The organism is Roseobacter sp. OBYS 0001 (assembly GCF_019654895.1).
Lineage (GTDB): Bacteria > Pseudomonadota > Alphaproteobacteria > Rhodobacterales > Rhodobacteraceae > Roseobacter > Roseobacter litoralis.
This window is the reverse complement of sequence record NZ_BPES01000008.1, coordinates 58,513-83,358: the sequence shown is the minus strand read 5'-3', so window position 1 is coordinate 83,358 and position 24,846 is coordinate 58,513. Positions and strand designations below refer to the sequence as shown.

Annotated in this window: 16 protein-coding genes; 8 read left to right on the top strand and 8 right to left on the bottom strand. The window is 56.8% G+C overall.

Annotation, left to right across the window (positions count from 1 at the left end; all coding sequences use genetic code 11):
- The first annotated feature begins 66 nt into the window (after positions 1–66).
- Positions 67–1,824, top strand: coding sequence for a sigma-54-dependent Fis family transcriptional regulator (locus K5Q35_RS15560; protein WP_220800213.1), 1,758 nt, complete (start codon positions 67–69; stop codon positions 1,822–1,824).
- Between the two features lie 148 nt (positions 1,825–1,972).
- Complete coding sequence (locus K5Q35_RS15555; protein WP_220800212.1) at positions 1,973–3,772, top strand: NAD(P)/FAD-dependent oxidoreductase; 1,800 nt, start codon at positions 1,973–1,975, stop codon at positions 3,770–3,772.
- A 52-nt stretch (positions 3,773–3,824) separates the two neighbouring features.
- On the opposite strand, the gene K5Q35_RS15550 is transcribed toward K5Q35_RS15555, so the two are convergent.
- Entirely contained in the window at positions 3,825–4,472 is a 648-nt protein-coding gene (locus K5Q35_RS15550; RefSeq protein WP_220800211.1) for a GntR family transcriptional regulator, read from the bottom strand.
- A 138-nt stretch (positions 4,473–4,610) separates the two neighbouring features.
- Here K5Q35_RS15550 and dctP point away from each other — a divergent pair, with 138 nt between their 5' ends.
- From dctP to K5Q35_RS15525, 5 genes are all read left to right on the top strand, one after another.
- Positions 4,611–5,597 carry a TRAP transporter substrate-binding protein DctP gene (gene dctP / locus K5Q35_RS15545; protein WP_220800210.1) on the top strand — a complete coding sequence of 329 codons (987 nt, stop codon included), beginning with the start codon at positions 4,611–4,613 and terminating at the stop codon, positions 5,595–5,597.
- 66 nt (positions 5,598–5,663) lie between these two features.
- The gene (locus tag K5Q35_RS15540; protein ID WP_013960693.1) at positions 5,664–6,212 is read left to right on the top strand and encodes a TRAP transporter small permease; all 549 of its coding nucleotides are present in this window, start codon (positions 5,664–5,666) and stop codon (positions 6,210–6,212) included.
- Complete coding sequence (locus tag K5Q35_RS15535; RefSeq protein WP_013960694.1) at positions 6,212–7,528, top strand: TRAP transporter large permease; 1,317 nt, start codon at positions 6,212–6,214, stop codon at positions 7,526–7,528. Before K5Q35_RS15540 ends, K5Q35_RS15535 begins: the two co-directional genes overlap by 1 nt.
- Complete coding sequence (locus tag K5Q35_RS15530) at positions 7,525–8,775, top strand: malonyl-CoA decarboxylase (RefSeq protein WP_259650553.1); 1,251 nt, start codon at positions 7,525–7,527, stop codon at positions 8,773–8,775. Before K5Q35_RS15535 ends, K5Q35_RS15530 begins: the two co-directional genes overlap by 4 nt.
- Positions 8,776–8,777: 2 nt before the next feature.
- Positions 8,778–10,316 (top strand): malonyl-CoA synthase, encoded by a 1,539-nt coding sequence (locus K5Q35_RS15525; protein WP_220800208.1) that lies wholly within the window; start codon positions 8,778–8,780, stop codon positions 10,314–10,316.
- A 124-nt stretch (positions 10,317–10,440) separates the two neighbouring features.
- On the opposite strand, the gene xylA is transcribed toward K5Q35_RS15525, so the two are convergent.
- From xylA to K5Q35_RS15500, 5 genes are all read right to left on the bottom strand, one after another.
- Positions 10,441–11,742, bottom strand: coding sequence for a xylose isomerase (gene xylA, locus K5Q35_RS15520; protein WP_220800207.1), 1,302 nt, complete (start codon positions 11,740–11,742; stop codon positions 10,441–10,443).
- Positions 11,743–11,745: 3 nt separating this feature from the next.
- On the bottom strand, positions 11,746–13,176 hold the full coding sequence (xylB, locus tag K5Q35_RS15515) for a xylulokinase (RefSeq protein WP_220800206.1): 1,431 nt from the start codon (positions 13,174–13,176) through the stop codon (positions 11,746–11,748).
- 4 nt (positions 13,177–13,180) lie between these two features.
- Positions 13,181–14,308 carry a Gfo/Idh/MocA family protein gene (locus K5Q35_RS15510; protein WP_220800205.1) on the bottom strand — a complete coding sequence of 376 codons (1,128 nt, stop codon included), beginning with the start codon at positions 14,306–14,308 and terminating at the stop codon, positions 13,181–13,183.
- 1 nt (position 14,309) lies between these two features.
- Positions 14,310–15,365: a sugar phosphate isomerase/epimerase gene (locus K5Q35_RS15505; protein ID WP_220800204.1), complete on the bottom strand. Its 1,056-nt coding sequence runs from the start codon at positions 15,363–15,365 to the stop codon at positions 14,310–14,312.
- Positions 15,366–15,491: 126 nt separating this feature from the next.
- On the bottom strand, positions 15,492–17,117 hold the full coding sequence (locus K5Q35_RS15500; RefSeq protein ID WP_220800203.1) for a dihydroxyacetone kinase subunit DhaK: 1,626 nt from the start codon (positions 17,115–17,117) through the stop codon (positions 15,492–15,494).
- A gap of 499 nt (positions 17,118–17,616) precedes the next feature.
- On the opposite strand from K5Q35_RS15500, the gene K5Q35_RS15495 reads away from it, so the two are divergent.
- Positions 17,617–20,091, top strand: a complete 2,475-nt coding sequence (locus tag K5Q35_RS15495; RefSeq protein WP_259650552.1) for an EAL domain-containing protein — start codon at positions 17,617–17,619, stop codon at positions 20,089–20,091.
- A gap of 717 nt (positions 20,092–20,808) precedes the next feature.
- Here the strand turns inward: K5Q35_RS15495 and K5Q35_RS15490 are convergent.
- Together K5Q35_RS15490 and K5Q35_RS15485 are read right to left on the bottom strand one after the other, a co-directional pair.
- Complete coding sequence (locus K5Q35_RS15490) at positions 20,809–22,041, bottom strand: 50S ribosomal protein L11 methyltransferase (protein ID WP_220800201.1); 1,233 nt, start codon at positions 22,039–22,041, stop codon at positions 20,809–20,811.
- Positions 22,042–22,247: 206 nt separating this feature from the next.
- Positions 22,248–24,761: a cation:proton antiporter gene (locus K5Q35_RS15485; protein WP_220800200.1), complete on the bottom strand. Its 2,514-nt coding sequence runs from the start codon at positions 24,759–24,761 to the stop codon at positions 22,248–22,250.
- Between the last annotated feature and the right edge of the window lie 85 nt (positions 24,762–24,846).

Sequence of the window (24,846 nt, the reverse complement as noted above, 5' to 3'; positions counted from 1 at the left end):
AACGAAACACTCGAAAATCAAATCGCCTTGATGTAGCCTCGTCCAAGGGGAGAGGGAGGCGTGCCGTTGAGTGATCTGACGCATATCAGGGAAATCGACCGGGTTCTCAGTGGGCGAGCAAGTGACAATCACCGTGACCCTTTGGTTCTGGATAGCTGGCGGCGGTGTGTGGAAACCTATGGTCTTGATCCGGCCAAGGCGGAAGCTGCGCACATCGTAACGGATACTGAATTGCGCCTGCACCGCGAACAAGCCGAACGGTTGATCGCAACCGCACGTTCCGGTCTCAAGTCGCTTTTTCGTCAGGTGGCTGAGCAGAATTATGTATTGTTGCTGGCGGATGCCAAGGGCATTTGCGTGGATTCATTTGGTGATCCGCGGTTCGAGGAAGAGCTGCGTCGCTCGGGTCTTTATCTGGGATCGGACTGGTCGGAGGATCTGGCGGGCACCTGTGGTGTCGGATCCTGTCTGGTGACCGGCGAGGCGGTGACCATTCATCAAAGTGATCACTTTGGGATCGCCCATACGCCCCTGTCTTGTACAGCCGCGCCGATATATGACGCTCATGGCAAGCTGAGTGCGGTCCTTGATGTGTCGCTTTTGCGGTCGCCGTCGCCAAAGTCGAGCCAAAATCTGGCCATGAACCTCGTGAAAGCCTCCGCCCGGCGTGTTGAAATGGCTAACCTGATGGCGATGACCCGGCGGGATTGGGTTCTGCGGTTTTCCACCTCACCTGAGTTTCTTGAAGTGGACCCCGAGGCGGCGGTCGCCTTGGATGGGTCAGGTCGGATCATTGGCATGACACATGCCGCCGGGACCCTGCTGCTGCCGGATACCGGCGACGGGCTGATCGGCAAGCGCATTGATGCTTTGCTTGATATGTCGGTGGATGATCTGCCTGATTTGATGCGCGGGCGACCCGCAGAAGAACGCGTCTTGCGGCTCAAGGACGGGCGTGGCCTCTATGGGCATGCGATTGCGCCGCAACAGGCGCGCGTCGCGCCGCATCGTTCAGCCTTGGATATACCTGCGCCTCTGGCCAATTTAGCCGGTGCAGATCCGGCGCTGAACCGGTTGCAGCGCCGTGCCGCGCGTCTGGCACCAACACAGGTGCCGCTGATATTGCAAGGCGAGACAGGCACGGGCAAAGAGAGGTTCGCGAGAGCCATCCACGTTTGCGCAGCACAGGGTCGTGCCTTGCATGTCGTGCGATGCACAGCGGTAGGCTCCGACACGTGGCAGTCGCTGCAGACGGCACCGTCTGGAACGCTGTTTCTTAAGGGTGTGGACGAGTTGGACCCCACCGCGCAGTCGGCCCTTTTGGAACTGATTGAACAGCGAACGGACTTCAGGGTGATTTCATCGTGCCAAACGGATCTGCGCGCAGATGACCGGCCGGGGGGATTTCGGGCGGACTTGTTTTACCGGCTGGCCGGGGATGTGATGATCCTGCCTCCGTTGCGCTTGCGTCATGATATTGACTGGCTGATCGACCGCGTGTTGCGGAGACATACGGCAAAGGACCTCAGTCTTTCTGCGGCGGCGCGGGCGGAGCTTGCAGGTCGTCCATGGCCGGGCAACATCAGAGAGTTGGAGAGTGTGATGGATGTGGCGGCAGCCGTTGCCGAAAGCAATGTGATCGATTTGCCAGATCTGCCCATGCCGCAAGGAACCCAAAAGTCAGATACGCAAAGTGATGCAGCCCTTGAAGCGCTTCTGGATGCCTGTGGATGGAACATGTCGCGTGCGGCACGCCGTATGGGGGTGAACCGTTCAACCGTTTTGCGCCGCATCCGCAAGGCGGGTCTGTCGCCGCCTGCATAGGCATGGCGTATCAGTTGCGTTTTGTTGCGCGCGCAACATCTGTGGGCGCCAAGAGGTTTTACGCCACCGCGACATATCAATTGCACTGGCATCCTGTCACCATCACCGGCAGGTTTCAGGCAAGATTCAAGAGCTAAGGGAGGACGACATGCTCGATTCAACGGTTGAAGACCAAACACAGGCATTTCTGGACCAATTCGGCAAAGCGCTGGAAAGCGGGGATATTGCTGCCGCAAAGGAGATGTTTGCACAGGATTGTTATTGGCGCGATCTCGTGACCTTTACATGGAACATCAAAACGGTCGAAGGCAAAGATCAGGTTGAAGACATGCTCAAGCATCAGCTTGCGACCACCAAGCCATGCAATTGGCAGATCGCAGATGGTGAGGTCCCGACCGAAGAGGGTGGCGTGACGACCGCGTGGATCCAGTTTGAAACCGAAGTTGCGCGCGGCTACGGAATGGTACGGCTGCGGGAGGGGAAAATCTGGACGCTGCTGACGACGATGGTCGAGTTGAAAGGCTATGAAGAGCCAAAGGGATTTGACCGGCCGCTGGGCGCCAAGCATGGCGCGGGCAAAAATCGTAGCACTTGGCAGGAAGACCGCGAAAGAGAGTTGGCGGAATTAGGCTATAGTGAGCAACCCTACTGCCTGATTATCGGGGGCGGACAGGGTGGCATCGCCATGGGCGCGCGCCTGCGCCAGCTTGGGGTGCCAACGATCATCGTGGAGGGGAACGAACGAGCCGGGGATAGCTGGCGCAACCGCTACAAATCGCTCTGTCTGCATGACCCGGTCTGGTATGATCATCTGCCCTACCTCAAGTTTCCTGACAACTGGCCGGTGTTTGCGCCCAAGGACAAGATTGGCGACTGGCTGGAAATGTACACCAAGGTCATGGAGTTGAACTACTGGACCAAAACCTGGGCCAAGTCGGCAAGCTATGACGAGGCGACGCAGGAATGGACAGTTGTGGTTGACCGTGACGGCGAACAGGTCACTCTGAAGCCCAAGCAACTCGTGATGGCGACCGGCATGTCTGGCAAAAAACGAATGCCGAATTTTCCGGGAATGGATACATTCAAAGGCGTGCAGCAACACTCCTCTGAACATGACGGGCCGGACCAATGGGCGGGCAAGAAGGCTGTCGTCATCGGGTCCAACAATTCAGCGCATGATATTTGCGCAGCCCTTTGGGAAAACGACGTGGATGTCACGATGGTGCAGCGCTCATCGACGCATATCGTGCGCTCTGAAACCCTGATGGAGGTGGGCCTCGGCGCGCTTTATTCAGAAGAGGCCGTGCGCAACGGTATGACCACCGAAAAGGCGGATCTGATCTTTGCCTCACTGCCTTATGCGATCCTGCATGAGTTTCAGATACCCGCCTACGCGCAGATGAAAGAGCAGGATAAAGAGTTCTATGACGGGTTGGAAAAGGCCGGGTTTCAGCTCGATTGGGGCGATGACGACTCAGGTCTCTTCATGAAATACCTGCGTCGCGGGTCTGGCTATTATATTGATGTCGGCGCAAGCCAGCTGATCATTGATGGCGAAATCAAACTGGCACATGGGCAGGTCACAGAGGTGGTTGAGGATGGCGTGATCCTCGACACTGGTCAAAAACTTGAGGCAGATCTGATCGTTTATGCGACAGGTTATAATTCCATGAATGGTTGGGTTGCCGATCTGATGGGGCAGGAGATGTCCGACAGGGTTGGTAAAGTCTGGGGCCTTGGGTCTGACACAACCAAAGATCCCGGACCCTGGGAAGGGGAACAACGCAATATGTGGAAACCGACCCAACAGGAAAACCTCTGGTTTCACGGCGGTAACCTGCACCAGTCCAGACATTATTCGCAGTTTTTGTCGTTGCAGATCAAAGCTCGAATGGAGGGAATTGAAACACCGGTCTATGGCTTGCAAGATGTGCACCATCTGTCGTGAGCAACACAGCGGCCCGCTTGTCTCAGCGGGCCGCAAATCCGCCGACACGCTATCAGTTGTTTAAGTTCGCGATTAACTGATGAAACTTTTCACCCTGCACGGCCACATGTTGCCTTAGTATCGTTCCTGCTCGGGTTTCATCGCCTTCTTTGATCGCATTGACGATTTCATCATGTTCCGACATCGACTGCTTTAAGCGTCCGCGGAACTTCAATTGCATCCGGCGATAGGGTTTGAGGCGGTTTTGCAGCCGCAACGCCTCCTTTTCAAGAAAGCCATTCGCGCAGCCTTTGTATATCTCGCGGTGAAACGTCTCGTTCTCGTCATAGTAAAGTGCTGCGTCCTGTGCATCGATCGCACTGTGACAGCGGCGGTTGGCCGCTTCCAGCGCCTTGAGCCCATCGTCCGTAATACGCATCGCGGCAAAGCGCCCGCAGGCGGCCTCTAGCTCGGCCATTGTCTCGAACATGTCCATGAGCTCAACCGCGTCTGGTTTGCGCACAAAGACACCGCGTCGGGGAATCTGCTCTGCCATGCCCGACAGCACCAGCCGTTGGAGGGCTTCGCGAATGGGTGTGCGTGAGACGCTGAACTGCTGTGCCAGCCGAATTTCGTCCAGACGCTCCCCATTCTTGAATTCCCCAACGAATACAAGTTGTTCAATGCTGTGGGCGATTTGGTCGGCGCGTCTGGTTTCCATAAATTGCAGGGTAGGGACAACGGCAGTAGAATACAATAATTTTTATCTTGTATACAAAAAAGTTGACTGCGCATGCAAAGCGTGGAACACAAAAGGCATCATGGCCATCGTACGAGCCAGATAATCTGGGAGGAATTTATGAAATCGAAATTTTTTGCGACTGCTGCTGCAGTCGCGCTGATGGGGTTGTCGTCTGCCGCGTTTGCAACAGAGCTTCGGCTGTCGCACCAATGGTCCAACAAGGATGTGCGCCATCAGGTTGCGCAGATCGTGGCAGACGAGGTCGCGGCCGCTGATGTGGATCTGGAGATTAAAATCTTTGGATCAAAGTCTCTGTTCAAGCCGCGCGAGCAGTATCGCCCGCTCAGCCGGGGTCAGTTGGATATGACGGTTCTGCCGCTCAGCTATGCGGGCGGGCAACAACCTGCCTTTAACCTCACCTTGATGCCCGGACTTGTGAAAAACCACGACCATGCGGCCAGATTGAGCGCGTCACCCTTCATGGAAGCGCTCGAAGCCAAGCTGGCAGACGATGACGTTATGGTTCTGGTGCATGGCTATCTGGCGGGTGGTTTTGTCGGCAAAGACAAATGCATCACTGGTCCATCCGATATTGAGGGCATGCAAACACGTGCGGCGGGCAAGGCGTTTGAGCAAATGCTCGCCGGGGCAGGGGCTTCGATTACGTCCATGGCTTCTTCGGAAATCTACAATGCCATGCAGACGGGCATTCTGAATGCTGCAAATACGTCGTCTTCGTCTTTTGTATCCTACCGGATTTATGAGCAGGTCGCCTGTTACACACCCGCAGGTGATGTGGCCTTGTGGTTCATGTACCAGCCGTTGCTGATGAACAAATCCACCTTTGACGGGTTGAATGAAGCGCAGCAGGCTGCACTTCTGGCAGGCGCGGAAAAAGCCGAAGCGTTCTATCTGGCTGAAGCCAAAAAACAGGACGCCGCATCGGTAGACGTCTTTAAGGCAGCAGGCGTTGAAATTGCTGAAATGTCCACTGAGGATTTCGAAGCATGGCGCGCGCTTGCGCAGGAAACCTCCTACAAAGCCTTTGTAGACGAGGTGCCCGATGGTCAGGCCTTGCTCGATATGGCGCTTTCCGTCGAGTAATTCCCAACCTGCCGGTGATCCCTGATCAAGGGGTCACCGTTTGATCTATCAAAAAGGACGTGCGGAATGGCTGCTCAAAGCTCAGTGTCCGCGGCGCGCTCAGGCAACAATCGGTTCCTGCGTGTCGTTGCAGCGCTCTCTACAGTCGCGGGTTGGTGCTCAGCGGGTATGATTGTCGCGGCGGTCGGGATCACCTGTCAGATGATTTTTGTGCGCTTTGTGCTCAATGGATCAACCGTCTGGCAGACCGAAGCGGTTGTCTATCTTGCCATCGGCGCAACTCTGGTGGGATTACCCTACGTGCAGCACTTGCGCGGGCATGTGAACGTCGATCTGGTGCCGTTGGCCCTGCCAAAGAAAGCGCGATATTATCTGTGTATTGTGACGCTGTCGGTATCGATCGCGATGGTGGCCGTGCTGCTGTACTATGGGTTTGAGCATTGGCACCTCACCTACGAGCGGAACTGGAAATCGGATACGGTTTGGGGTGTTCGGCTGTGGATACCCTATCTGGCGCTGCCTGTCGGGTTTGGCTTGTTCCTGTTGCAACTCATCGCTGATCTTGTCGCCGTTATTTTGAAAATTGATACGCCCTTTGGGCTGGAGGACAGCTGATGGATCCGCTTGTTCTAGGGGGTATCGTTGCGATATCCACGATACTCGTCCTCTTTTCCGGCGTCTCTGTGGGCCTCGGCTTGTTGATCGTTTCGACAGGGTTTTTATTGGTCTTTGATGGCTTGCGATCTTTGGAGCTTTTGCCCGAAATCCTGTTCGGGAAACTCGACAACTTTGCGCTTCTGTCTATCCCGATGTTCATCATCATGGGGGCGTCCATTGCCTCCACCCGTGCAGGCGCGGATTTATACGAGGCGTTGGAACGGTGGCTGACGCGCGTGCCCGGCGGACTTGTGATTTCAAACCTGGGGGCCTGCGCGCTCTTTGCCGCAATGTCGGGATCAAGCCCCGCCACATGTGCGGCAATCGGCAAGATGGGCATCCCTGAGATGCGCAAACGCGGCTATCCAGATGGCGTGGCTGCGGGCTCCATCGCTGCAGGCGGCACGCTGGGCATTCTGATCCCGCCATCGGTCACAATGATTGTCTATGGCATCGCGACCGAAACATCCATTGGTCGTCTTTTTCTGGCTGGTGTCTTCCCCGGCTTGTTGCTGGTCAGCTTGTTCATGGCGTGGTCGCTCTATTCGACATGGAAATACGGGGACCGGGCCTTGCTGGCCTCAACGACCTACACATGGAAACAGAAATTTGAGATCTTGCCGCGCGTCTTGCCCTTTCTGGCGATCATCGTTGGCGTGCTTTATGCAATGTACGGCGGGATTGCGACACCGTCCGAAACAGCGGCAGTCGGGGCGCTTTTGTGCCTGCTGATTGCGATGATCATCTACAAACTCTGGAACCCCAAAGATCTCTGGCTGGTTTTGCGCGACAGCACCAAAGAAAGCGTGATGATCCTCTTCATTATCGCGGCAGCGGGCGTTTTCTCCTATATGCTGTCCAGCCTTTACATCACGCAATCCATTGCGGAATGGATCGCGACGCTTGATGTAAACCGGTGGGTGCTTATGGGGGCCGTGAACGTGTTCCTGCTGATTGCCGGGTTCTTTCTGCCGCCCGTGGCCGTGATTCTGATGGCAGCCCCGATCTTGCTGCCGATCATAACGACCGCAGGGTTCGATCCCATATGGTTCGCGGTCATCTTGACCATCAATATGGAGATTGGCCTGATCTCGCCGCCCGTCGGCCTCAATCTCTATGTGATCAATGGGATCGCGCCGGATATTTCGCTCAAGACAATCCTGAAGGGATCATTGCCCTTCGTGGCCTGCATGGTGATTGCAATTCTGTTGCTTTGCGTCTTTCCTGGCATTGCCACATGGTTGCCGGATGCTGTCATGGGGCAAGCGCTGTGAGGTATTTTGGCGATCTGATTTCAAATGTATTTGATCGCCGGTACTCAAGTTTTCTGGCGGGGCAATCGGATGATCGTCCGATAAATGAACTCTGTGAGGCGTTGTTGGGCAGTCGCGGCGAAATCTCCGGGGGCAGTCTGGCGCGTTGCGTGTTGGAGCGCTATGGCGAGATGGATGCATCCGAGAAAGGCGCGTTTTTCCACTTTTTGTGCGACGGGTTGGGTATCTCACCGCAAGAGGTGTTTCGGGCGCTTGAATCCTATCAGGCGCATCCGTCAAGATCGACATACAAAGAGTTTTCAGCCGCCAGTGAGCCACGCCGTCAGGAACTGATCCGTCGCCTGAACCGGATAGAAGATGCGACCCGGGATCTGGTCGCGATGCGCGCCGACTTGCTGGCAATGATGCCTAACCATCCGCGACTTGCGCCGCTTGATGTGGATTTCAAGCACTTGTTTGCCTCGTGGTTCAACCTTGGTTTTCTGATGTTGCGCCCGATCAACTGGAACAGCCCGGCGGCGATCCTTGAAAAGATCATCGCTTATGAGGCGGTTCATATGATCGAGAGTTGGGAGGACTTACGGCGCAGGATGCAGCCCGAGGACCGGCGTTGCTTTGCGTTTTTCCATCCCGCCATGGGGGATGAACCGCTGATCTTCGTCGAAGTCGCTTTGACCAAAGGTGTGCCGCACTCCATCCAGCACCTCTTGTCAGACACACGCGAAGAACTGGCAGCGCATGACACGGATACGGCGGTGTTTTATTCGATTTCAAACTGTCAGCCCGGCCTTGCAGGAATTTCGTTCGGGAATTCGTTGATCAAGCAGGTTGTCGCGGATCTTGCGCGCGAGTTTCCACAGGTCCGTCAGTTTGTGACCTTGTCCCCGATCCCCGGTTTGAGGGCCTGGGCGGAGGGGGCGGGGTTGTCTTTGGCTGGTGATCCTGAAGAGGTCCGCTCCCTTGCGTCCTGCTACCTGACGCAGGTCAAACGCGCCGATGGATTGCCCCTTGATCCGGTGGCGCGATTTCATTTGGGAAATGGCGCCTATATCCACGCAGTCCATGCTGAAGCGGACACGTCGGAAAACGGGCTTCGGCAATCTGGGGGGGCAATGGTGAATTACTGCTACGATCTTGCACAAATCCCTCAGAACCACGAAAGCTTTGTGGGACAACAGCGCGTTGCCGCATCAAAGGATGTGGTAAATCTGGCGCAAAAGACACCGGTGCAACCGGCAGGAGACTGAGCATGGCAAACCCTCTTTATGACGCAGTTTTTGGGCAATACCACGGCGCTGAGACAGTGTTTCTGAGGCTGCCTGATGGCCAGATAATAAGCCATGGTGCGTTTGTGGCGATGGCGGGGCGGTTCGCAAATGTCATTTCCGACATTGGCCTGAAACCGGGCGACAGGCTCGCGGTTCAGGTCGAAAAGTCGCCGCAAGCGCTTGCGGTCTATGCCGCTTGCGTGCGGGCAGGTATCATCTTTTTGCCCCTCAATACGGGGTATAGAGCAACAGAGCTTGCCTATTTTGTCGCAAACAGTGGTGCGCGCTTGTTGCTCTGCGACGACAGCAAACGCGAGGACCTCACGGCCGTTGCTGCACAGGCAGACGCGCGATTGGAAACCCTGAACGCGGATGGCACAGGCAGTTTCACAGATATGGCCAAAGACATGTCCGAAGCCTTCGAAACGGTCGACCGGTCATCGGATGATCTGGCGGCGTTTTTGTATACGTCGGGCACTACAGGTCGCTCCAAGGGGGCGATGTTGACACAGGAAAACCTGCTGTCGAACACGCAGACGCTGACCGATTTCTGGCGGTTTTCTGATCAGGATGTCCTGTTGCATGCCTTGCCGATCTTTCACACGCATGGTCTTTTCGTGGCGACGAACATCACATTGCTGGCGGGGGGGGAGATGATCTTTCTGCCAAAGTTTGATCTTGATGAGATGATCCGACTGATGCCGCAGGCGAGCACAATGATGGGTGTTCCGACGTTCTACACCCGTCTTTTGAGCGATGACCGTTTCACACGGGCACTGACAAAACACATGCGCCTGTTCGTGTCGGGCAGCGCACCGTTGCTGGCAGATACGCATACCGCTTTCGAAGAGCGCACCGGCCACCGTATCCTTGAGCGTTATGGCATGACGGAGACGAATATGAACACGTCAAATCCCTATGACGGGGATAGGCGTGCAGGCACCGTTGGTGTTGTGCTTCCGGGCGTGGAGGTTCGTGTCACGGATGCAAGCACAGGCGTTGCGCTGCCACAGGGCGAGATCGGCGATGTGGAAGTGCGCGGGCCCAATGTTTTCAAAGGCTATTGGCAGATGCCCGAGAAAACTGCCGAAGAATTACGAAAAGACGGGTTTTTCATTACCGGAGATTTGGGTCGGTTTGATGCAGACGGGTATTTGCAGATCGTCGGGCGCAACAAGGACCTGATTATTTCGGGCGGATACAATATCTATCCCAAAGAGATTGAACTGGTGCTTGATGAACAGCCCGGCGTGCTGGAAAGCGCTGTGATCGGCGTGCCACATCCGGATTTCGGCGAAACGGTCGTTGCTGTGCTGGTGCCCGTCCCGGAGGCCACGCCGGATCTGTCGCAAATCGAACAGGCCGTCAGGCAGGCGCTGGCGCGGTTCAAAAATCCGCAGAAGATGATCATTGTGCCGGAACTGCCCCGCAACACGATGGGCAAGGTGCAAAAGAACGAATTGCGCGCGCGCTATAAAGATCTGTTTACAAAAACCCCTTCCAGTGCCGCGACGGGTTAACGCCCCGCGCTGGTCGAATAGGTCCCGAAACGACCGCCCGGAACATGTGTGAACTCCGAGCAGGAGAGTGTTGTGCCCGGGTTTTCCGGCCACAATGGCGCGTGTTGAAGGTCGCCACAGCGCGTTAAAGGTATTTGTTGACCAGATTTTCGAGCCGTTCCTGCCGACCTGAACGTGGTTGTGGGTCAATGCCTTGTGCGGTCACCAGATCAGAGATCTCTGCCAGATCAGAGGTCAGCAGCTTTTGCCCCAAATCTTCCGACCAGCCCGCATAGCGCGCCTCACGGGCCGCCTCTAGCTGACCATCCTCGAGCATTGCCGCGGCGGCTTTAAGTCCGGCAGCGCAGGCATCCATACCACCCACATGCGCAAGGATCAGATCCGCCGGGTCCAGCGATTGTCGTCGCAGCTTGGCATCAAAATTGGTGCCCCCAGTGTCGAAGCCCCCGGCACGCAGAACTTCGTAATAGGCAAGCGCCATCTCGGGAACGTTGTTTGGGAACTGATCGGTATCCCACCCCGATTGGTAGTCATTCCGGTTCATGTCAATCGAGCCGAAAATCCCCAGTGCCCGTGCCAGTGCAAGCTCGTGCTCAAAACTATGGCCTGCAAGAATGGCGTGCCCCTGCTCAATATTGACTTTGACCTCATCTTCCAAACCGAAATCCTTGAGGAAGCCATAGACCGTCGCGACATCGTAATCATACTGGTGTTTCGTCGGTTCCTGCGGTTTGGGTTCGATCAGGATGGTGCCTGCAAAACCAGTCTTGTGTTTGTAATCGACCACCATTTGCAACATTCGGCCTGCCTGCGCGCGTTCGCGGGCCATGTCGGTGTTCAGCAGTGTTTCATAGCCTTCACGCCCGCCCCAGAGCACATAGTTCTCGCCGCCCAGTTTCAGGGTCGCATCCATGCAGGATTTGATCGTCGCGGCGGAATAGGCAAAGACTTCGGGGTCGGGATTGGTCGCCGCCCCGGCCATGAAACGGCGATGTGAGAACAGATTGGCTGTCCCCCACAGCAGTTTGACGCCTGTTGCGTCCATTTTTTCGGCGAAATAGTCGGTGATTTCTTCGAGATTGCGGGTGCTTTTGGCAAAGGTGTCGCCTTCGGGGCGCACGTCTGCATCGTGAAAACAGAAATAGGGCACGCCCAGACGCTCAAACATGTCAAAGGCGACGTCCGCCTTGAGCTTCGCGAGGTCCATCGTATCCCCGAACCATGGACGCTCAAACGTCTGCCCGCCAAAGGGGTCGCCGCCCGGCCATGCAAAGCTGTGCCAGTAGGCGCAGGCAAACCGCAAGTGATCCTTGAGCGTCTTGCCCATCACGACTTCATCCGGATTGTAGTGCCGGAACGCAAATTCGTTCCCGGTATCGGGTCCTTCATAGCGAATGGCGGGAATGTCCTTGAAGAAATCGGTCATGAATCAAAGGTCCTTCAGAAGTGTATATGCGTGTTTGTAGCGTGCATGCGCATCCGCCATGGCAGAGTGCAGGGCAGGGTCAGGATCAACGCTGCGGGAGATGGGCGGCTGCGATGCAATGTCCGCGCCCGCGCTGGCCATCATCGCCAATCGTGCAGCCCCCAATGCCGCGCCGAAATCACCGTCTTTGGGTACATCGAGCGTGATGTTCAATGTCGTGGCCAGCATCGCGACCCAGTGATCGGATTTGGCCCCCCCGCCAAGCGCCAGCGCGCGTGTGACTTCCGTGCCCGTGGCATGCAGCGCGTCCTTGCAATCGGCAAAGGCAAAGCTGACACCTTGCAGGACGGCGCGGGCGGCGGCCTTGGCGTCGGTCGCGTGATCAAGATGCAGGAACTGTCCACGGATTTGCGCGTCATTATGCGGTGTCCGCTCCCCGCCCAGATAGGGCAGAAACAGCGTCTTTTCAGGGGCGCGAACGTCACCAAGGTCGTGGGTCAACGCCGCTGCACTCTGACCCGTGAGCCGGGCAAGCCATTCCAAAGCGTCAGTTGCCGCGAGGATCACGCCCATCTGGTGCCACGTGTCGGGCAGCGCATGACAAAATGTGTGAACCGCAGAGGCCGGGGCAGGGCGGTAGCCCGCGTTGGCGGCAAAAAGAACCCCCGACGTGCCCAGCGATAAAAACGCAGAGCCTTCCGTGACAACGCCCGCGCCGATCGCGGCGGCGGCATTGTCACCGGCCCCGCCCGCGACGGTGCATTGCGGGACGCCCGTCTGCGCGGCAAGCTCCTTGCGCAATGTGCCTGACGGGGCGGACCCTTCGACCAGCGCGGGCATCTGCGCGCGTGTCAGGCCGCATTCAGAGAGCAGCGCATCCGACCAGTCCCGTTTCCCGGTGTCAAACCACGCCGTGCCCGCCGCATCCGACATCTCCGAGACATATTCGCCGGTCAGGAACAGGCGCAGGTAGTCTTTGGGCAGCAGGACTTTGGCGGTCTGATCGAACACATGCGGCTCATTGCGGCGGACCCATTCGACCTTGGGTGCGGTAAAGCCGGGAAAGACGATGTTGCCACTGATGTCGCGAAATTGCGGGTTGGCGTCCATGCCTGCGGCCTCGACGTGGCTGCGCGTGTCGTTCCACAGCATACAGGGCCGCAGGGGAGCATCATCTGCCCCGATCAGCGTTGCGCCATGCATATGGCCCGACAGGCCAATACCCATAACCTCGCCGCAGGCCGGGTGTGCTGCCAAAGCCGTCAGCGCTTCGATGGTAGCATCGCACCAGCTTTGCGGGTCCTGTTCGGACCATCCATCCTGCCGGCGCTCCACGCTCAGGGGAACAGCGTGTTCGGACAGGATGTTCTGTTGTGCGTCTATCAGGATCGCCTTGAGCGATGAGGTGCCGAGGTCCAGACCAATGAATGTCACGGTGCTACCTCAGCTTGACCCAGGCCGCATTGCGCGCGGAAGACCGCACGCAGGCGTCGACAAACTCGACACCGCGCAACCCATCCATCACCGTCGGGTAGATCACCGCTGCGTCCGCCTTTGAACCATCGCGGTGGGCTTCAATCGCATTGGCCGCTTCGGTGTAGATATTGGCAAATCCTTCGAGGTATCCCTCGGGGTGGCCGGGGGGCACGCGGCTCATCCGGGCGGCGGCGTCTCCGGTTCCGGCACCGTTGCGCGTCAAAAGCCGTTTTGGTTCGCCGAAAGGTGTGTGCCAGAGGTAATTGGGATCTTCCTGCGCCCATTCCAGACCGCCGGTTTCACCGTAAACGCGGATGCGCAGCGCGTTTTCATTGCCCGGCGCCACCTGACTGCACCACAGCATCCCCTTGGCCCCACCTTCAAAGCGCAGCATCACATGGCCGTTGTCATCGACCTGCCGCCCGGGCACGAATGCATCAAGGTCCGCGGCGAGGCTGTCGACCTCAAGACCGGTCATGAACCGCGCGAGGTTATGCGCATGGGTGCCGATGTCGCCGGTTGAACCGCCCGCGCCGGATTGCGCGGGATCAGTGCGCCAGTTTGCCTGTTTGAAATCCTGCTCGACCGTCAGCCAGTCCTGCGGGTATTCCACCTGTACCACGCGCACTTTGCCAATCTGACCGCCGGTGATCATCTCGCGGGCCTGACGCACCATCGGATAGCCGGTGTAATTGTGCGTCAGAATAAACAGCGCATCCGAGGTTTCGGCGGCTTTGACCATCTTTTTGGCATCCGCCAGCGAAGAGGTCAGCGGCTTGTCGCAAATGACGTGAATGCCACGTTTGAGAAACTCGCGCGCGGCGGCATAGTGCACATGGTTGGGGGTCACGATTGCCACCGCGTCGATGCCGTTCTTCAGCCGCGCCTCACGGATCGCCATCTGTTTGAAATCATCATATATGCGCGCCAATCCGATGGCTTTGCCCGAGGCTTGCGACTTTTCCGGCGTGGACGACAAAGCACCCGCCACCAGTTCGTAGCGATCATCAATGCGCGCAGCAATCCGGTGAACCGCGCCAATAAACGCGTCATTTCCGCCGCCAACCATACCAAGTTTGATCTTTGCCATATTATTCAATTCCTAACATTCTGCGATTTGCAGTTTCATCCGCGCCGCCATCCGCGAAGTCGTCAAAGGCGCGTTCCGTGACCCGAATGATATGATCTTTCACGAATTGTGCGCCTTCGCGCGCGCCATCCTCAGGGTGTTTCAGGCAGCATTCCCATTCAACAACCGCCCATCCGTCAAAATCGTTTGCGGCCATTTTCGAAAATATTGCACCAAAATCGACCTGCCCGTCACCGAGCGAACGAAACCGTCCCGCGCGATCAACCCAGGGCTGGTATCCGGAATAGACACACTGCCGCCCTGTCGGATTGAACTCTGCGTCTTTGACGTGAAACATCTTGATACGGTCTTTGTAGATGTCGATGTTGTCAAGGTAATCAAGGCACTGCAGCACATAATGGGACGGATCATAGAGCATATTGCACCGGGTATGATTATCGACGCGCTCCAGAAACATCTCGAAGGTGACGCCATCGTGCAAGTCTTCGCCGGGGTGGATTTCGTAGCAGATGTTGACGTCGTGATCTTCGGCATGATCCAGAATGGGTCGCCAGCGCCGGGCGAGTTCATCAAACGCGGTATCAATCAGACCGGCGGGGCGTTGCGGCCATGGATAGATGTAAGGCCACGCCAGAGCGCCGGAAAAAGTCACATGGTTTTTGATGCCAAGGTTGGCTGAGGCAGAAATCGCCTTTTTAACCTGATCGACCGCCCATGCCTGACGCGCCTCAGGATTGCCATGCACCGATGGGTCCGCAAATCCGTCAAAGCCTGCGTTATATGCGGGGTGAACAGCGACCAGTTGCCCTTGCAGATGGGTCGAAAGCTCGGTCACTTCGATCCCATTTTCGACCGCTTCGCCCTTGAATGTATCGCAGTAGTCCTTGCTTGTGGCGGCGGTTGACAGATCAAACAGGCGTGCATCCCAACTGGGTACCTGCACGCCCTTATAGCCGCAGTCTGCCGCCCATTTGGTGATCGCACCCCATGAGTTGAAAGGCGCTTCGTCACCTGCAAACTGCGCCAGAAAAAGGGCAGGTCCCTTGATTGTTTTCATGTCTGTTCCTCCCGGCTGTGATATCGCTCTTAGTGGCGTTTTTCGTGTCCGGCGCGTGGGGATACCCATCCACATTGCGAGCGCTTTGCGTGACCTGCACCGATATCGACCAAATTAATTGCATGCTTACGTGATGGTTGCCAGACCCTCGAATAACCGTGCTACGGCTTCCGCGCCCGGATCGTTGTGCCCGATCAGGTTTTCCTCGGGCACATAGGACGCGCGTCCCGCTTTGGCCTGTCCGATCCTTGCCGTTTCACTGGCCCCTTTGCGCGCTGCTGTTGCGGCGGCTGCGATCCCGTTGTGCAGGGCGTGCAGGGCTGGCTCCAACGCGTCGATCATCGTCCGGTCGCCTTTGCGCGCGCCGCCGACCTGGCTGATCCGTTCCAATGCGGAAAGCAGCGCTTGGGTGGGTGGCAGACCATTGGCCGAGGCATCACCTGCAGCGCCGAAGAAAATGGCAAGGATGACGCCCGAAGATCCACCCATCGTCTGGCTGAGTTCATTGCTGATCGCCCGGAAAAGCTGCGCCGGATCGGCCAGCGGCAAGCGGTCCAGTGCGCCTTTGAGATCGTGCGCGGCGGTGGCCAGCGTGCTGCCTGTGTCACCATCCCCTGATTTTGCATCCAGTGCGTTCAACTCGGCTTCGCTTGCAATCAACAGATCGCAGGCGTGGTCCAGCAGATTGCGTGTATCTTCATTTCGGGACGCAGCGGGCTGAACAGGGCGAAGCCCATCGGGCAAAAGAGCGACCTTGGGTGCGCTGATGGTTTGCATCTGTGGCCAGTCAGCCATGTCGACCGGATCCCTCAGATAAGAAAGGGTTGTGTCATCGACAGGCAAGACGGATACGGAAAACCCATGCATGTCGAGTGATGTCATCAGCGGGGCAGGACCGATAATGTGTTTGATGTTCTTGGCCTTGTCCGATGTCGTCAGGGCATTGGCCAGCACGCTCATCTCAAGCGGTGTCGTGGCACCAAGGTTATTCAGGATCGCAACATGGTCCCCGCCGGTGATCCGCGGGGCCAGCTTATCAAGCACCATATCCATGGCGGTGCCCGCATCCTCAAAGGCAACTTGTTGCACGCCGGGTTCGCCGTGAATGCCGAGGCCAAGCTCCGCCATGCCCGTGGCGATGCGGTTTTCCTTGCGCGCGCCGGGAACTGTGCATGTATCCAGCGACATGCCGATAGACGCCATGGAGTCGATGGCGGTTTGCGCGGCTTTGGTGATCTCGGTGAGCGTGGCACCCTGTTCAGCCATGGCCCCCGCAATTTTGTGGACAAACAACGTGCCTGCGACGCCGCGCGGCTGTGGTAAGTCAGGCAACGCGATGTCGTCGCCGACAACGACCATCGAGACCACCAAACCAAGAGCACGGGCGCGTTCTGCCGCCAGCCCGAAATTAAGCCGGTCGCCTGTGTAGTTCTTGACGATCAAAAGGCATCCCGCAGTGCCGGTCACGGCAATAATACCGGCAAGCACCGCATCCACGGAAGGCGAGGCAAAAACCTCGCCGCACACAGCGGCCGTTAACATGCCACGCCCGACAAAACCGGCATGCGCAGGTTCATGGCCCGAGCCGCCACCTGAGATCAACGCGACGTGCGATTTATCCCAGTCTGCACGACAGACAACCTTGATGTGAGGATACCCGTCGAGACGCTCAAGCGCCCCTCCCGAACTCGCCAGCAGCCCATCGATCGCATCGGTGACCAGTTTTTCCCTTTTGTTGATGAACTGCGTCATGCGTATTTAATCCTCTTATTCGTCTGATTGGCAGGGCAGGTGCGGCGAGCATCGGCTTACGTGTGTTTGTGGTTTCGGCTGCGATTTGGTCCGTAATGGGCGCGTCGTCCGCCGCACAAAAACGACGTCCAAACCGCGCATATTTCGCTTAATTGCGCAATTCGCTCGGGACATATCTGTCCGCTCGCCTCTCATCCCCTCAGACCTCCCCCGCCTTCGAAAGCGACTGTAGAGCAGGTTCAAAGGTTTCGTCAAACGGCGTTGCGCACATGCATGTCCGCTCATCCGCCGACGCCCTGACCAAGGTCCACCGTCGGGGAATCTGAAACCAGCCTCTGTGTGTTTCAAAAACCGAGATGTTTCACAGAATCCCGCGCAAAAACAGGCTCACTGCGCAGAATTGGAGACACCTGTTCATCAGACCCTAACGAAAATCGTTTAAGGCAAGGGCTTCGAGGTAGAGGTGGCGATGAAGTTCGAGACACTTCAGAGGACGTTTATGGATCTCACCGGCGATGCCGTCGTGGTTGGATGCATTTCGCCCGGGTGTGACATCGCCCGTGTCGCCTATATCAACAAGGGTTTTTCCCGCCTTTTCGGTTACGCGCCCAGCGACATAACCGGGCGATCCTTTGACGAGATCGGTGAGCTTCGGACCACGTTGCGCCTCTATGCGGCGCTTACCACAGATCAAACAGACTTGGAGCGAAACCCATCGACCCAATCGCAATTCACCCGCGCGGATGGCACTCAATTCTGGGCCAGCATTTCCTTTCTGGATGCCGGAGATGACCCGGAGGCAGAACGCTTCATCTGCGCAACCTATCGTGAAATTTCAGCGCTGAAAGACGCCGAGGCCAAAGCTAAACGATCCCGCGCGCGATTGATTGCTGCCTTGGATGCCTATCCTTCGCCCTTTGCGATTTACGACAAGGATGACTGTCTGATCGTCTGGAACGATGCCTATAGCCGGTCAATGACGGACGATCCTGCGGCGCTTTACGTCGGGATGCACCGAACAGAGGCGGCCCGCATCGCAATCGAAGGCGGCAAGATCGTGCAAGCCATCGGAAAGGAGAAAGAGTGGGCGTCAATTGAGCATCAGGAAGCGGATGTTGCCAAACCTGTTCAGGATCTGGAATTGGCCGGTGACATTCACCACAGGCTTTTGAGGTCACGCGCAAAGAACGGCGACCTGGTGATGCTGAGGATTGATACAACCGAGCTTGTGCGACAACGCCGCGCGCTTGAGGCGGCTCAGGAGCGCTTGATCTCTGCCATCAACGCTTACCCTGATCCATTCGCAATTTACGATGCGGAGCACAATCTGGTGGTCTGGAACCCGGCTTATGCGAGGTCCGTCACGGACACACCCCAACAACTGCGCACGGGAACCAACCTGAAAGACCTCTTGCGACAAGCGGCTTTTTCGGGGCGTATTCCGGCGGCGAGGGGCCGGGAGGAGGAGTGGCTGGAGGGATACTATAGCCCCGAACTTCTTGACAGATCTGTTGAGGACTTTGAATTCGCGGACGGTCAGCATTTCCGTATTGTGCGTTCAAAAGCCAAGAATGGCGAATATGTGGTGTTGCGACTGAACATTACCGAAGTGGTCAATCAGCGGCGCGCGGTGGAACGTTATACAAAGAAACTGGAACGCGCGAATGAGGAAATCACCCATACAGCAGTGCATGATGACCTCACGGGTCTGGGAAACCGTCGCCATTTGTCGCAAAGGTTTCAAGAGCTTGCAGAGTGCCAGCGGACGCATGGCGGCGAAATTGCCATGCTGCATATTGATCTGGACCGTTTCAAGCAGATCAATGACACGATGGGGCATGCTGCGGGTGATCACGTCCTGTTGGAAACGGCAAACCGTATCAGGCACGAGGTACAGCCGCAGGACGTTATCGCCCGCATCGGGGGGGACGAATTTGTTGTCTTGCTCCGTTTTAAGACGGGCAGCACACGCCCCTTTCAGTTGGCAACCACTTTGCTGAACGAGCTCCAGATGCCGGTGTATTTTGAAGGTAAGGAGTGTCGCTTTGGGGCATCAATAGGGGTTGCGGAAACGCCGCTTTCAGAAGTCGATAGACTGCTGACGAACTCAGACATCGCGCTCTACAAGGCCAAACGCGCAGGACGCGGTCGACTGGGTTTGTTTGACCGGAGCGACCTGCAGGACATCCTAAAAAATAAAACGCTGGCGGATGATGTATTGCGTGCCATCGAAAAGGATGAGTTCGTGCCGTACTATCAGCCACAAATCGACTCCAAAACAGGTCACGTCGCGGGCGTGGAGGTTCTGGCGCGCTGGCAGCATCCGGAAAAAGGGATCGTGGCGCCAGAAGGTTTTCTGGCAACCGCAACGGATCTCAACGTAACCGCCAGCATTGATGAAATGATTTTTGAAAAGGCGATGAAAGACTGCGAAGGCGTTCTGCCGCATTTGCCATCCCGGCCCTCGCTGTCCTTCAATGTGAGCGCAAGCCGGGTGCGGGAGAACAGCATCAATGAGATCAGAACACGAGTGTCAGGGTATTCAGGGAAAATCTGTTTTGAACTGTTGGAGACTATCTTTTTTGAAGAAGAGGACGACGCATTCCTTTTCCAACTGGACCGCTTGCGCGACATCGGAATCACGATTGAAATAGATGACTTTGGCAGTGGGCACGCGTCGGTCGTTGCACTACAGCGCATCGGTCCGGACCGATTGAAGATCGACGGCCGTTTGGTTGCGCAAGTGACCGAGAGTGATAGTGGTTTGCGGCTTGTGCGTTCAATCGTCGAAATCGGGCTCGCGCTTGAAATGGGTATTACGGCTGAGGGCGTGGAAACGCGGGAACAAGCCGCCGTCCTTGCCGATCTGGGGTGTGATCGGCTGCAGGGTTTCCTGTTTGCCAAACCGATGCCGTTCGAAAAGCTTCTTACCTTTGTGGCCAGAGATGGCTCGACTGAGTTTGTGGGGAACTGAATAAACGCAAGGTGTGTCATCGGTGGTTGCATATAGTTTAGACCAGCCGGCCGCTGTGCCAAGCTATTTTTTTCGATCAGAACACGTCTAATCAAACGCGCGGACGGTGTTGCTGCGCCCTTTTGCAAATGACGTCCAAACCGAAGGTTTACGTTGGCCGCGCTCACGACGCACTCGTTTACTCCTTAAAAAGGTTGAGCAAACTCTAGATCAGAACGAGCGAAGTTTCGGGGGGAAGGTCATTACCGTTGCAGGCCGTCCGATCGACGAAGGCGCCGCATTCATATGTCCCTTTTCAGGCTTGGCCTGTGATTTTTTTTGAGTAAGCTGCGAAACTCCGTATCTGTTTGCGGGACGAAATATCCAAGCTAGGCTGGCCGGCGCGACGGCGATCCACCGTGTTCACAAATATCGATGGAAATGCTGTTTGTTGCTCAATCTTTCAGGTTTTGAAAACCGGAGATGTGCGTTGCAAAGCGGTGTGGTTTGAGCGTTTTATGAGGGTGACGTGATAGAGTATACTGTTGCTTCGAAGTGCCATGGAAAGGCCGGTGCACTCATTCGAATGACACTTCGATCTTGGCACCTTGACCTGCATTTTCCACAGGCGGGCATACCCAAAGAACCGGTAGGAAAAAGGTGCTGATGCCGCACCTTCTTGCCATTTTACGTGCTGGGAATGCACAGTCTAAGTCTGGTCAGCAGAGCTTTTTTTCCTCAACTTGCTAACTTTTTAACGCTGTCTTTTGCCTTCGATGCCCCGCTTTTTGTCTTGGCCTGCGAGGTGATATGAGGGGCGTCCCAGAGATGCGGTGGCAAATCCAGTGCGTGCTTTAGCCAGCCCGTGGCATGATCTCCATCATTGGAGAGGGAGTTGTCAGCTGTCACCGTAAGGCTCAATTGGGATGCATCGTGTTGAGCGGTGACTGTCAAGTGGCCGCCTTCTGCTGCGAACTGCGGGCGATCCAGCAAGAAAGCGGTTCGTCCCCAGTGGCCGTCGGAATCGAGGTCGTTTGCAAGCAGGATACCCGGGGCCAGTTCCATCTCGAAACTCACAAAGACCGCGTGGATGGTGCCGGGGTCAGCGCAGGAAAGTTCCGTCGTTTTGCGTGCGGATCTCACGTTTGGCTTGGTGAAATCAAACTGGAATAGCTCTGATGCGGGTCCTAAGGGCTTCAGCCGACAGGCTGTGAGATCATTGGGTGTAAGTTGCGCGACGCTGGCAAAGCGATGAAAGGCACTCAGATCAAATCCTTCTGCCTCCCGCGGGCGCAACAGGTTCAAGAGCCCTTCGCTTTGCACGAGTTGCGCCATCAATGTCCCGCGTTCGGGGATCGCGCGGGCTTGTGGTTTGGCAAGCATGTGCATCGCATGGGTGAGTGTCGCAAGCGCGCCTTCGCCAAGCAGGACGGTGTCAACAATTTCCGAGATCACCACATCCGCAGGTTCCGGAATATCCACACCCACCACAAGATTATGGGACAATTTCGGAATGACCGTGATGCGATCACTCAGGCCATTGTCATTGATGACCCGAATTGCTGCTTGGGCGATCAGGGGCTGTTGTTCGCAGGTGTAGACATGTTTTGCACCCGCGCGCGCCGCCAGCATTGCGGTCAATCCCGCACCGCAGCCGATGTCGAGTACAATATCACCGGGGCGAACTTTGGCTTTTATCGCCTTGGCATATGCGCGGTTACGCGCCTTGTCGGCAAGCATCGGGAAATGCCAGCGCGGAACGAACATCTGGTGCAGGCGCTCCTGAAGCACCTGCGCTTCATGGTGGTCGGGGGCAATGGCCAGGGTTTCGCTCAGCAGCTGTGATGTTCGAAGGCCGCCATCTGTCAGGGGCTCCAGTTTTGCGAGGTGAACGAGGGTGTCAGCGTCCTCGGCGCTTTGCTCAAACGCTTGTTTTGTTTGTGAAGATGTCGGTGAATTTCTTTCAGCCAATTTTATTTTCCCTCATTTAAAGCAAATCCTGCCAACCGACATAATCAAAGCGAGACTCTAAAATATCGTAAAGGGACACCGGCCCGACCGCCACTCTGCGTCGAATGCATTGGGGTCATCCGAAAGCGCGGGCATTTTTGAACCGTCAGCACACCCCTCAGTGCGCATCTTTTGCAAGTATCGCAGCAGGCGCGCGCCGGCGCATATCAGGGGGAATGCGATTGATCCGCCTGCAATCCCTCAAGGTCGATGCCGCGTTTTTCGGCGCTGGCGCGTACTGCCGAGCGTAGTTTTGCACTGCGTGAGAGCAAACGTCGGAAGCGGTGTTCATCAAGGACGAGGAAGGTTGACGGCGCAATGGCACGCGCTTCAACGCGGATTTTTTTCTTTATCAGAATTGCCATTTGCCCGAACATCTCTCCGCGTCCCAACCGCCAGGACTGGCCTGCACTTTCCAATTCAACTGCGCCGGATGCGATGAAGTAGACCTGCTTGGCGGCACTGTCTTTCGTGATCAGCAGGTCACCGGCATTGGCGTATTGCGTCTTGAACGCGCGGCATAGCCGTTTCACGGCAGCTTCATCGAGGTCTACGAAGAGTGGAAATTGCCGGATCAGCTCCACACGTTGAAGCGCCAGATCAAGCAGCGGGCGGTCTTCAATCGCAGCGCGTCGCGTCGTGAGGTCCTGCATCAGCGTGGTGTGAACTTCTGCGCCAATCAAACCATCTTCGCGCATGGTGTTGTACTCTCGCTCTTCGATGCGAAGGACGGTCCGCCTGATGAAGCGACGCTCGAGTTCCTCAGCATAACCGGGGTATTGCAGGCGCAAACCCTCCAGCGCAGTTTCGACCATCTCGATACGTCTTGTGAGCATTTCCTGCAAAAGATCTGCAAGCCTGCGGCCATATATCCGGCGTATGCGACCCTCGATGAATGTCCCCATATCCTTGAGGATCAAACGTTGTGACAGGAGTTGTTCGAAGCGGTCAGCCGTCATTCGGGCCAAGGGGAATGATATGCCCAGACGGCTGTTCAGCAGCACGGCGGTGCGAAATGTCTTGCCGTAGGCCACGGAGCGGCGCGCGGCGCGTTGATAGCCGGTGCGCCCGCCAGTACGGGCGGCCTCGATCAGCCGATCCGCATTCTGGATCACCTGTTCGGCCATCCGCGCTGATATCGTGCGTTCCCGGACCCGTTCCAGTATCATGTCACGCTCAAAAGCGGCCAGTGCGATCAAGCCAAGGGTGACACGGTCCCGTTCCAGAATATCGTCGGCGTCCTCGGCCAGTTTGACTGCTGTATCCAGCCGCTCACCAAAATGTTTTGCTTCTGCGCGCACGATGTCATGTGTCAGATCGTAGTTCTCCGAAGTGCGCGCGACATCCTCCCGCACCGTTTGCAAAGCTACTGCAACGACTTGCCGCGACAGCGCATCTTCGATCGGTGACAGGCGGTCCAGACCAAGCCGACGGATCACCGTACGCAGGGTGGTTCCTTGCACCATCAGTGTGAAAAGCGTGAATCCGGTGGCGAGAATACCCACCACGCGCTGTAGTTCGCCCGGCACTCTTGCGCTTTCGGTGACGGCAAGGGCAAGCGCCAGCGTCACAGCACCACGCAGACCGCCCCAAAGAATGGCAACACGGTACTGCCGTTCTACCGGGGGTGAAATGCGTAGAATGGTCAGCAAGGGCAAAAGCCCAAACAGGATGACGACACGGGCGGCAATGGCCGCGAGAATGACCACGACAAGCAAGAAAAGATCACCAAGACGGACTTCTTCAAGGAGGCGGGGAATAAGAAGGGCGGCGAGGATAAAGATCAGCGCCCCTGCCCAATGGGCCAGCAGTTCCCAGACTTCGCGCAGGTTCGCCCAGGATTGCGGCGACAACCTGCCCGGTCCTGTCAGGTTCAGGGTTAGACCTGCAACGACAACGGCAATCACACCGGAGGCCCCGACGCTTTGTTCTGCGACGATATATGCCAGATAGGGCAGCGCGACAGAGATTGAGATTTGCGCCAGCTCATAGCGTGCGAACGCCGCCATGACCCAGACCGCACATCGCGCAGCCAGCCAACCGATCAGCGCGCCACCGATGATCAGCAATGGGAATTGCATGAATGCGTCGCTCAGAGTGGGGTCTGGGATGCCGAGCATAACGAACCCCATGAACAGACCAAACAGCGCGATGGCCGCAGCGTCGTTCAGCAGGCTTTCTCCCTCGATGATCCGGGACAAACGCCGTGGTGCCGAGATGGACCTGAAGATCGACACCACGGCAGAAGGGTCCGTCGTGGAGACAATCGCGCCCACCAGCAGGCAGGCCATCAAAGGCAAAGCACTGACAGAGGCCAGCGCATAGCCCACCGACAGCGTCGCCACGACCACGGCAACGACAGCAAGGGTCAGGATCGGCACCCAGTCGTCGATCATACGCCGCAGGTTCATGCCCAATGTGGCCTGAAACAGCAAAGTTGGCAGAAAGACATAGAGGAACACGTTGGATTTGATTGGCAGGCCAAGGATCGCCTCGGCCACGGGGTTGAGCACATCCGTCAGATCCGTACGCAGGAAGAACAGCGCGCCCACCCCGATCAGAATGCCGACCAGTGCCAGAATAACCGTGTAAGGCAGTCGCAAACGCGCGGCCAAAGGCTCTGACACCCCGATAACGAGGAACAGCGACGCGATGATGGTTGTGATCACTACGATATCCATAGGGATCAGATATCATACGGGCCATTGCGCGTATGTAAAAACACGCGGCCCTGAAGAGGAAAAACGATCAGTATGCGCAGCGGTC

Bases quoted from the DNA above. Each gene is read 5' to 3' on its own strand.
- K5Q35_RS15555 (WP_220800212.1), top strand. From the start codon at position 1,973: ATGCTCGATTCAACGGTTGAAGACCAAACACAGGCATTTCTGGACCAA.
- K5Q35_RS15550 (WP_220800211.1), bottom strand. From the start codon at position 4,472: ATGGAAACCAGACGCGCCGACCAAATCGCCCACAGCATTGAACAACTT.
- dctP (WP_220800210.1), top strand. From the start codon at position 4,611: ATGAAATCGAAATTTTTTGCGACTGCTGCTGCAGTCGCGCTGATGGGG.
- K5Q35_RS15540 (WP_013960693.1), top strand. From the start codon at position 5,664: ATGGCTGCTCAAAGCTCAGTGTCCGCGGCGCGCTCAGGCAACAATCGG.
- K5Q35_RS15535 (WP_013960694.1), top strand. From the start codon at position 6,212: ATGGATCCGCTTGTTCTAGGGGGTATCGTTGCGATATCCACGATACTC.
- K5Q35_RS15525 (WP_220800208.1), top strand. From the start codon at position 8,778: ATGGCAAACCCTCTTTATGACGCAGTTTTTGGGCAATACCACGGCGCT.
- xylA (WP_220800207.1), bottom strand. From the start codon at position 11,742: ATGACCGATTTCTTCAAGGACATTCCCGCCATTCGCTATGAAGGACCC.
- K5Q35_RS15510 (WP_220800205.1), bottom strand. From the start codon at position 14,308: ATGGCAAAGATCAAACTTGGTATGGTTGGCGGCGGAAATGACGCGTTT.
- K5Q35_RS15505 (WP_220800204.1), bottom strand. From the start codon at position 15,365: ATGAAAACAATCAAGGGACCTGCCCTTTTTCTGGCGCAGTTTGCAGGT.
- K5Q35_RS15500 (WP_220800203.1), bottom strand. From the start codon at position 17,117: ATGACGCAGTTCATCAACAAAAGGGAAAAACTGGTCACCGATGCGATC.
- K5Q35_RS15495 (WP_259650552.1), top strand. From the start codon at position 17,617: ATGGATCTCACCGGCGATGCCGTCGTGGTTGGATGCATTTCGCCCGGG.
- K5Q35_RS15485 (WP_220800200.1), bottom strand. From the start codon at position 24,761: ATGGATATCGTAGTGATCACAACCATCATCGCGTCGCTGTTCCTCGTT.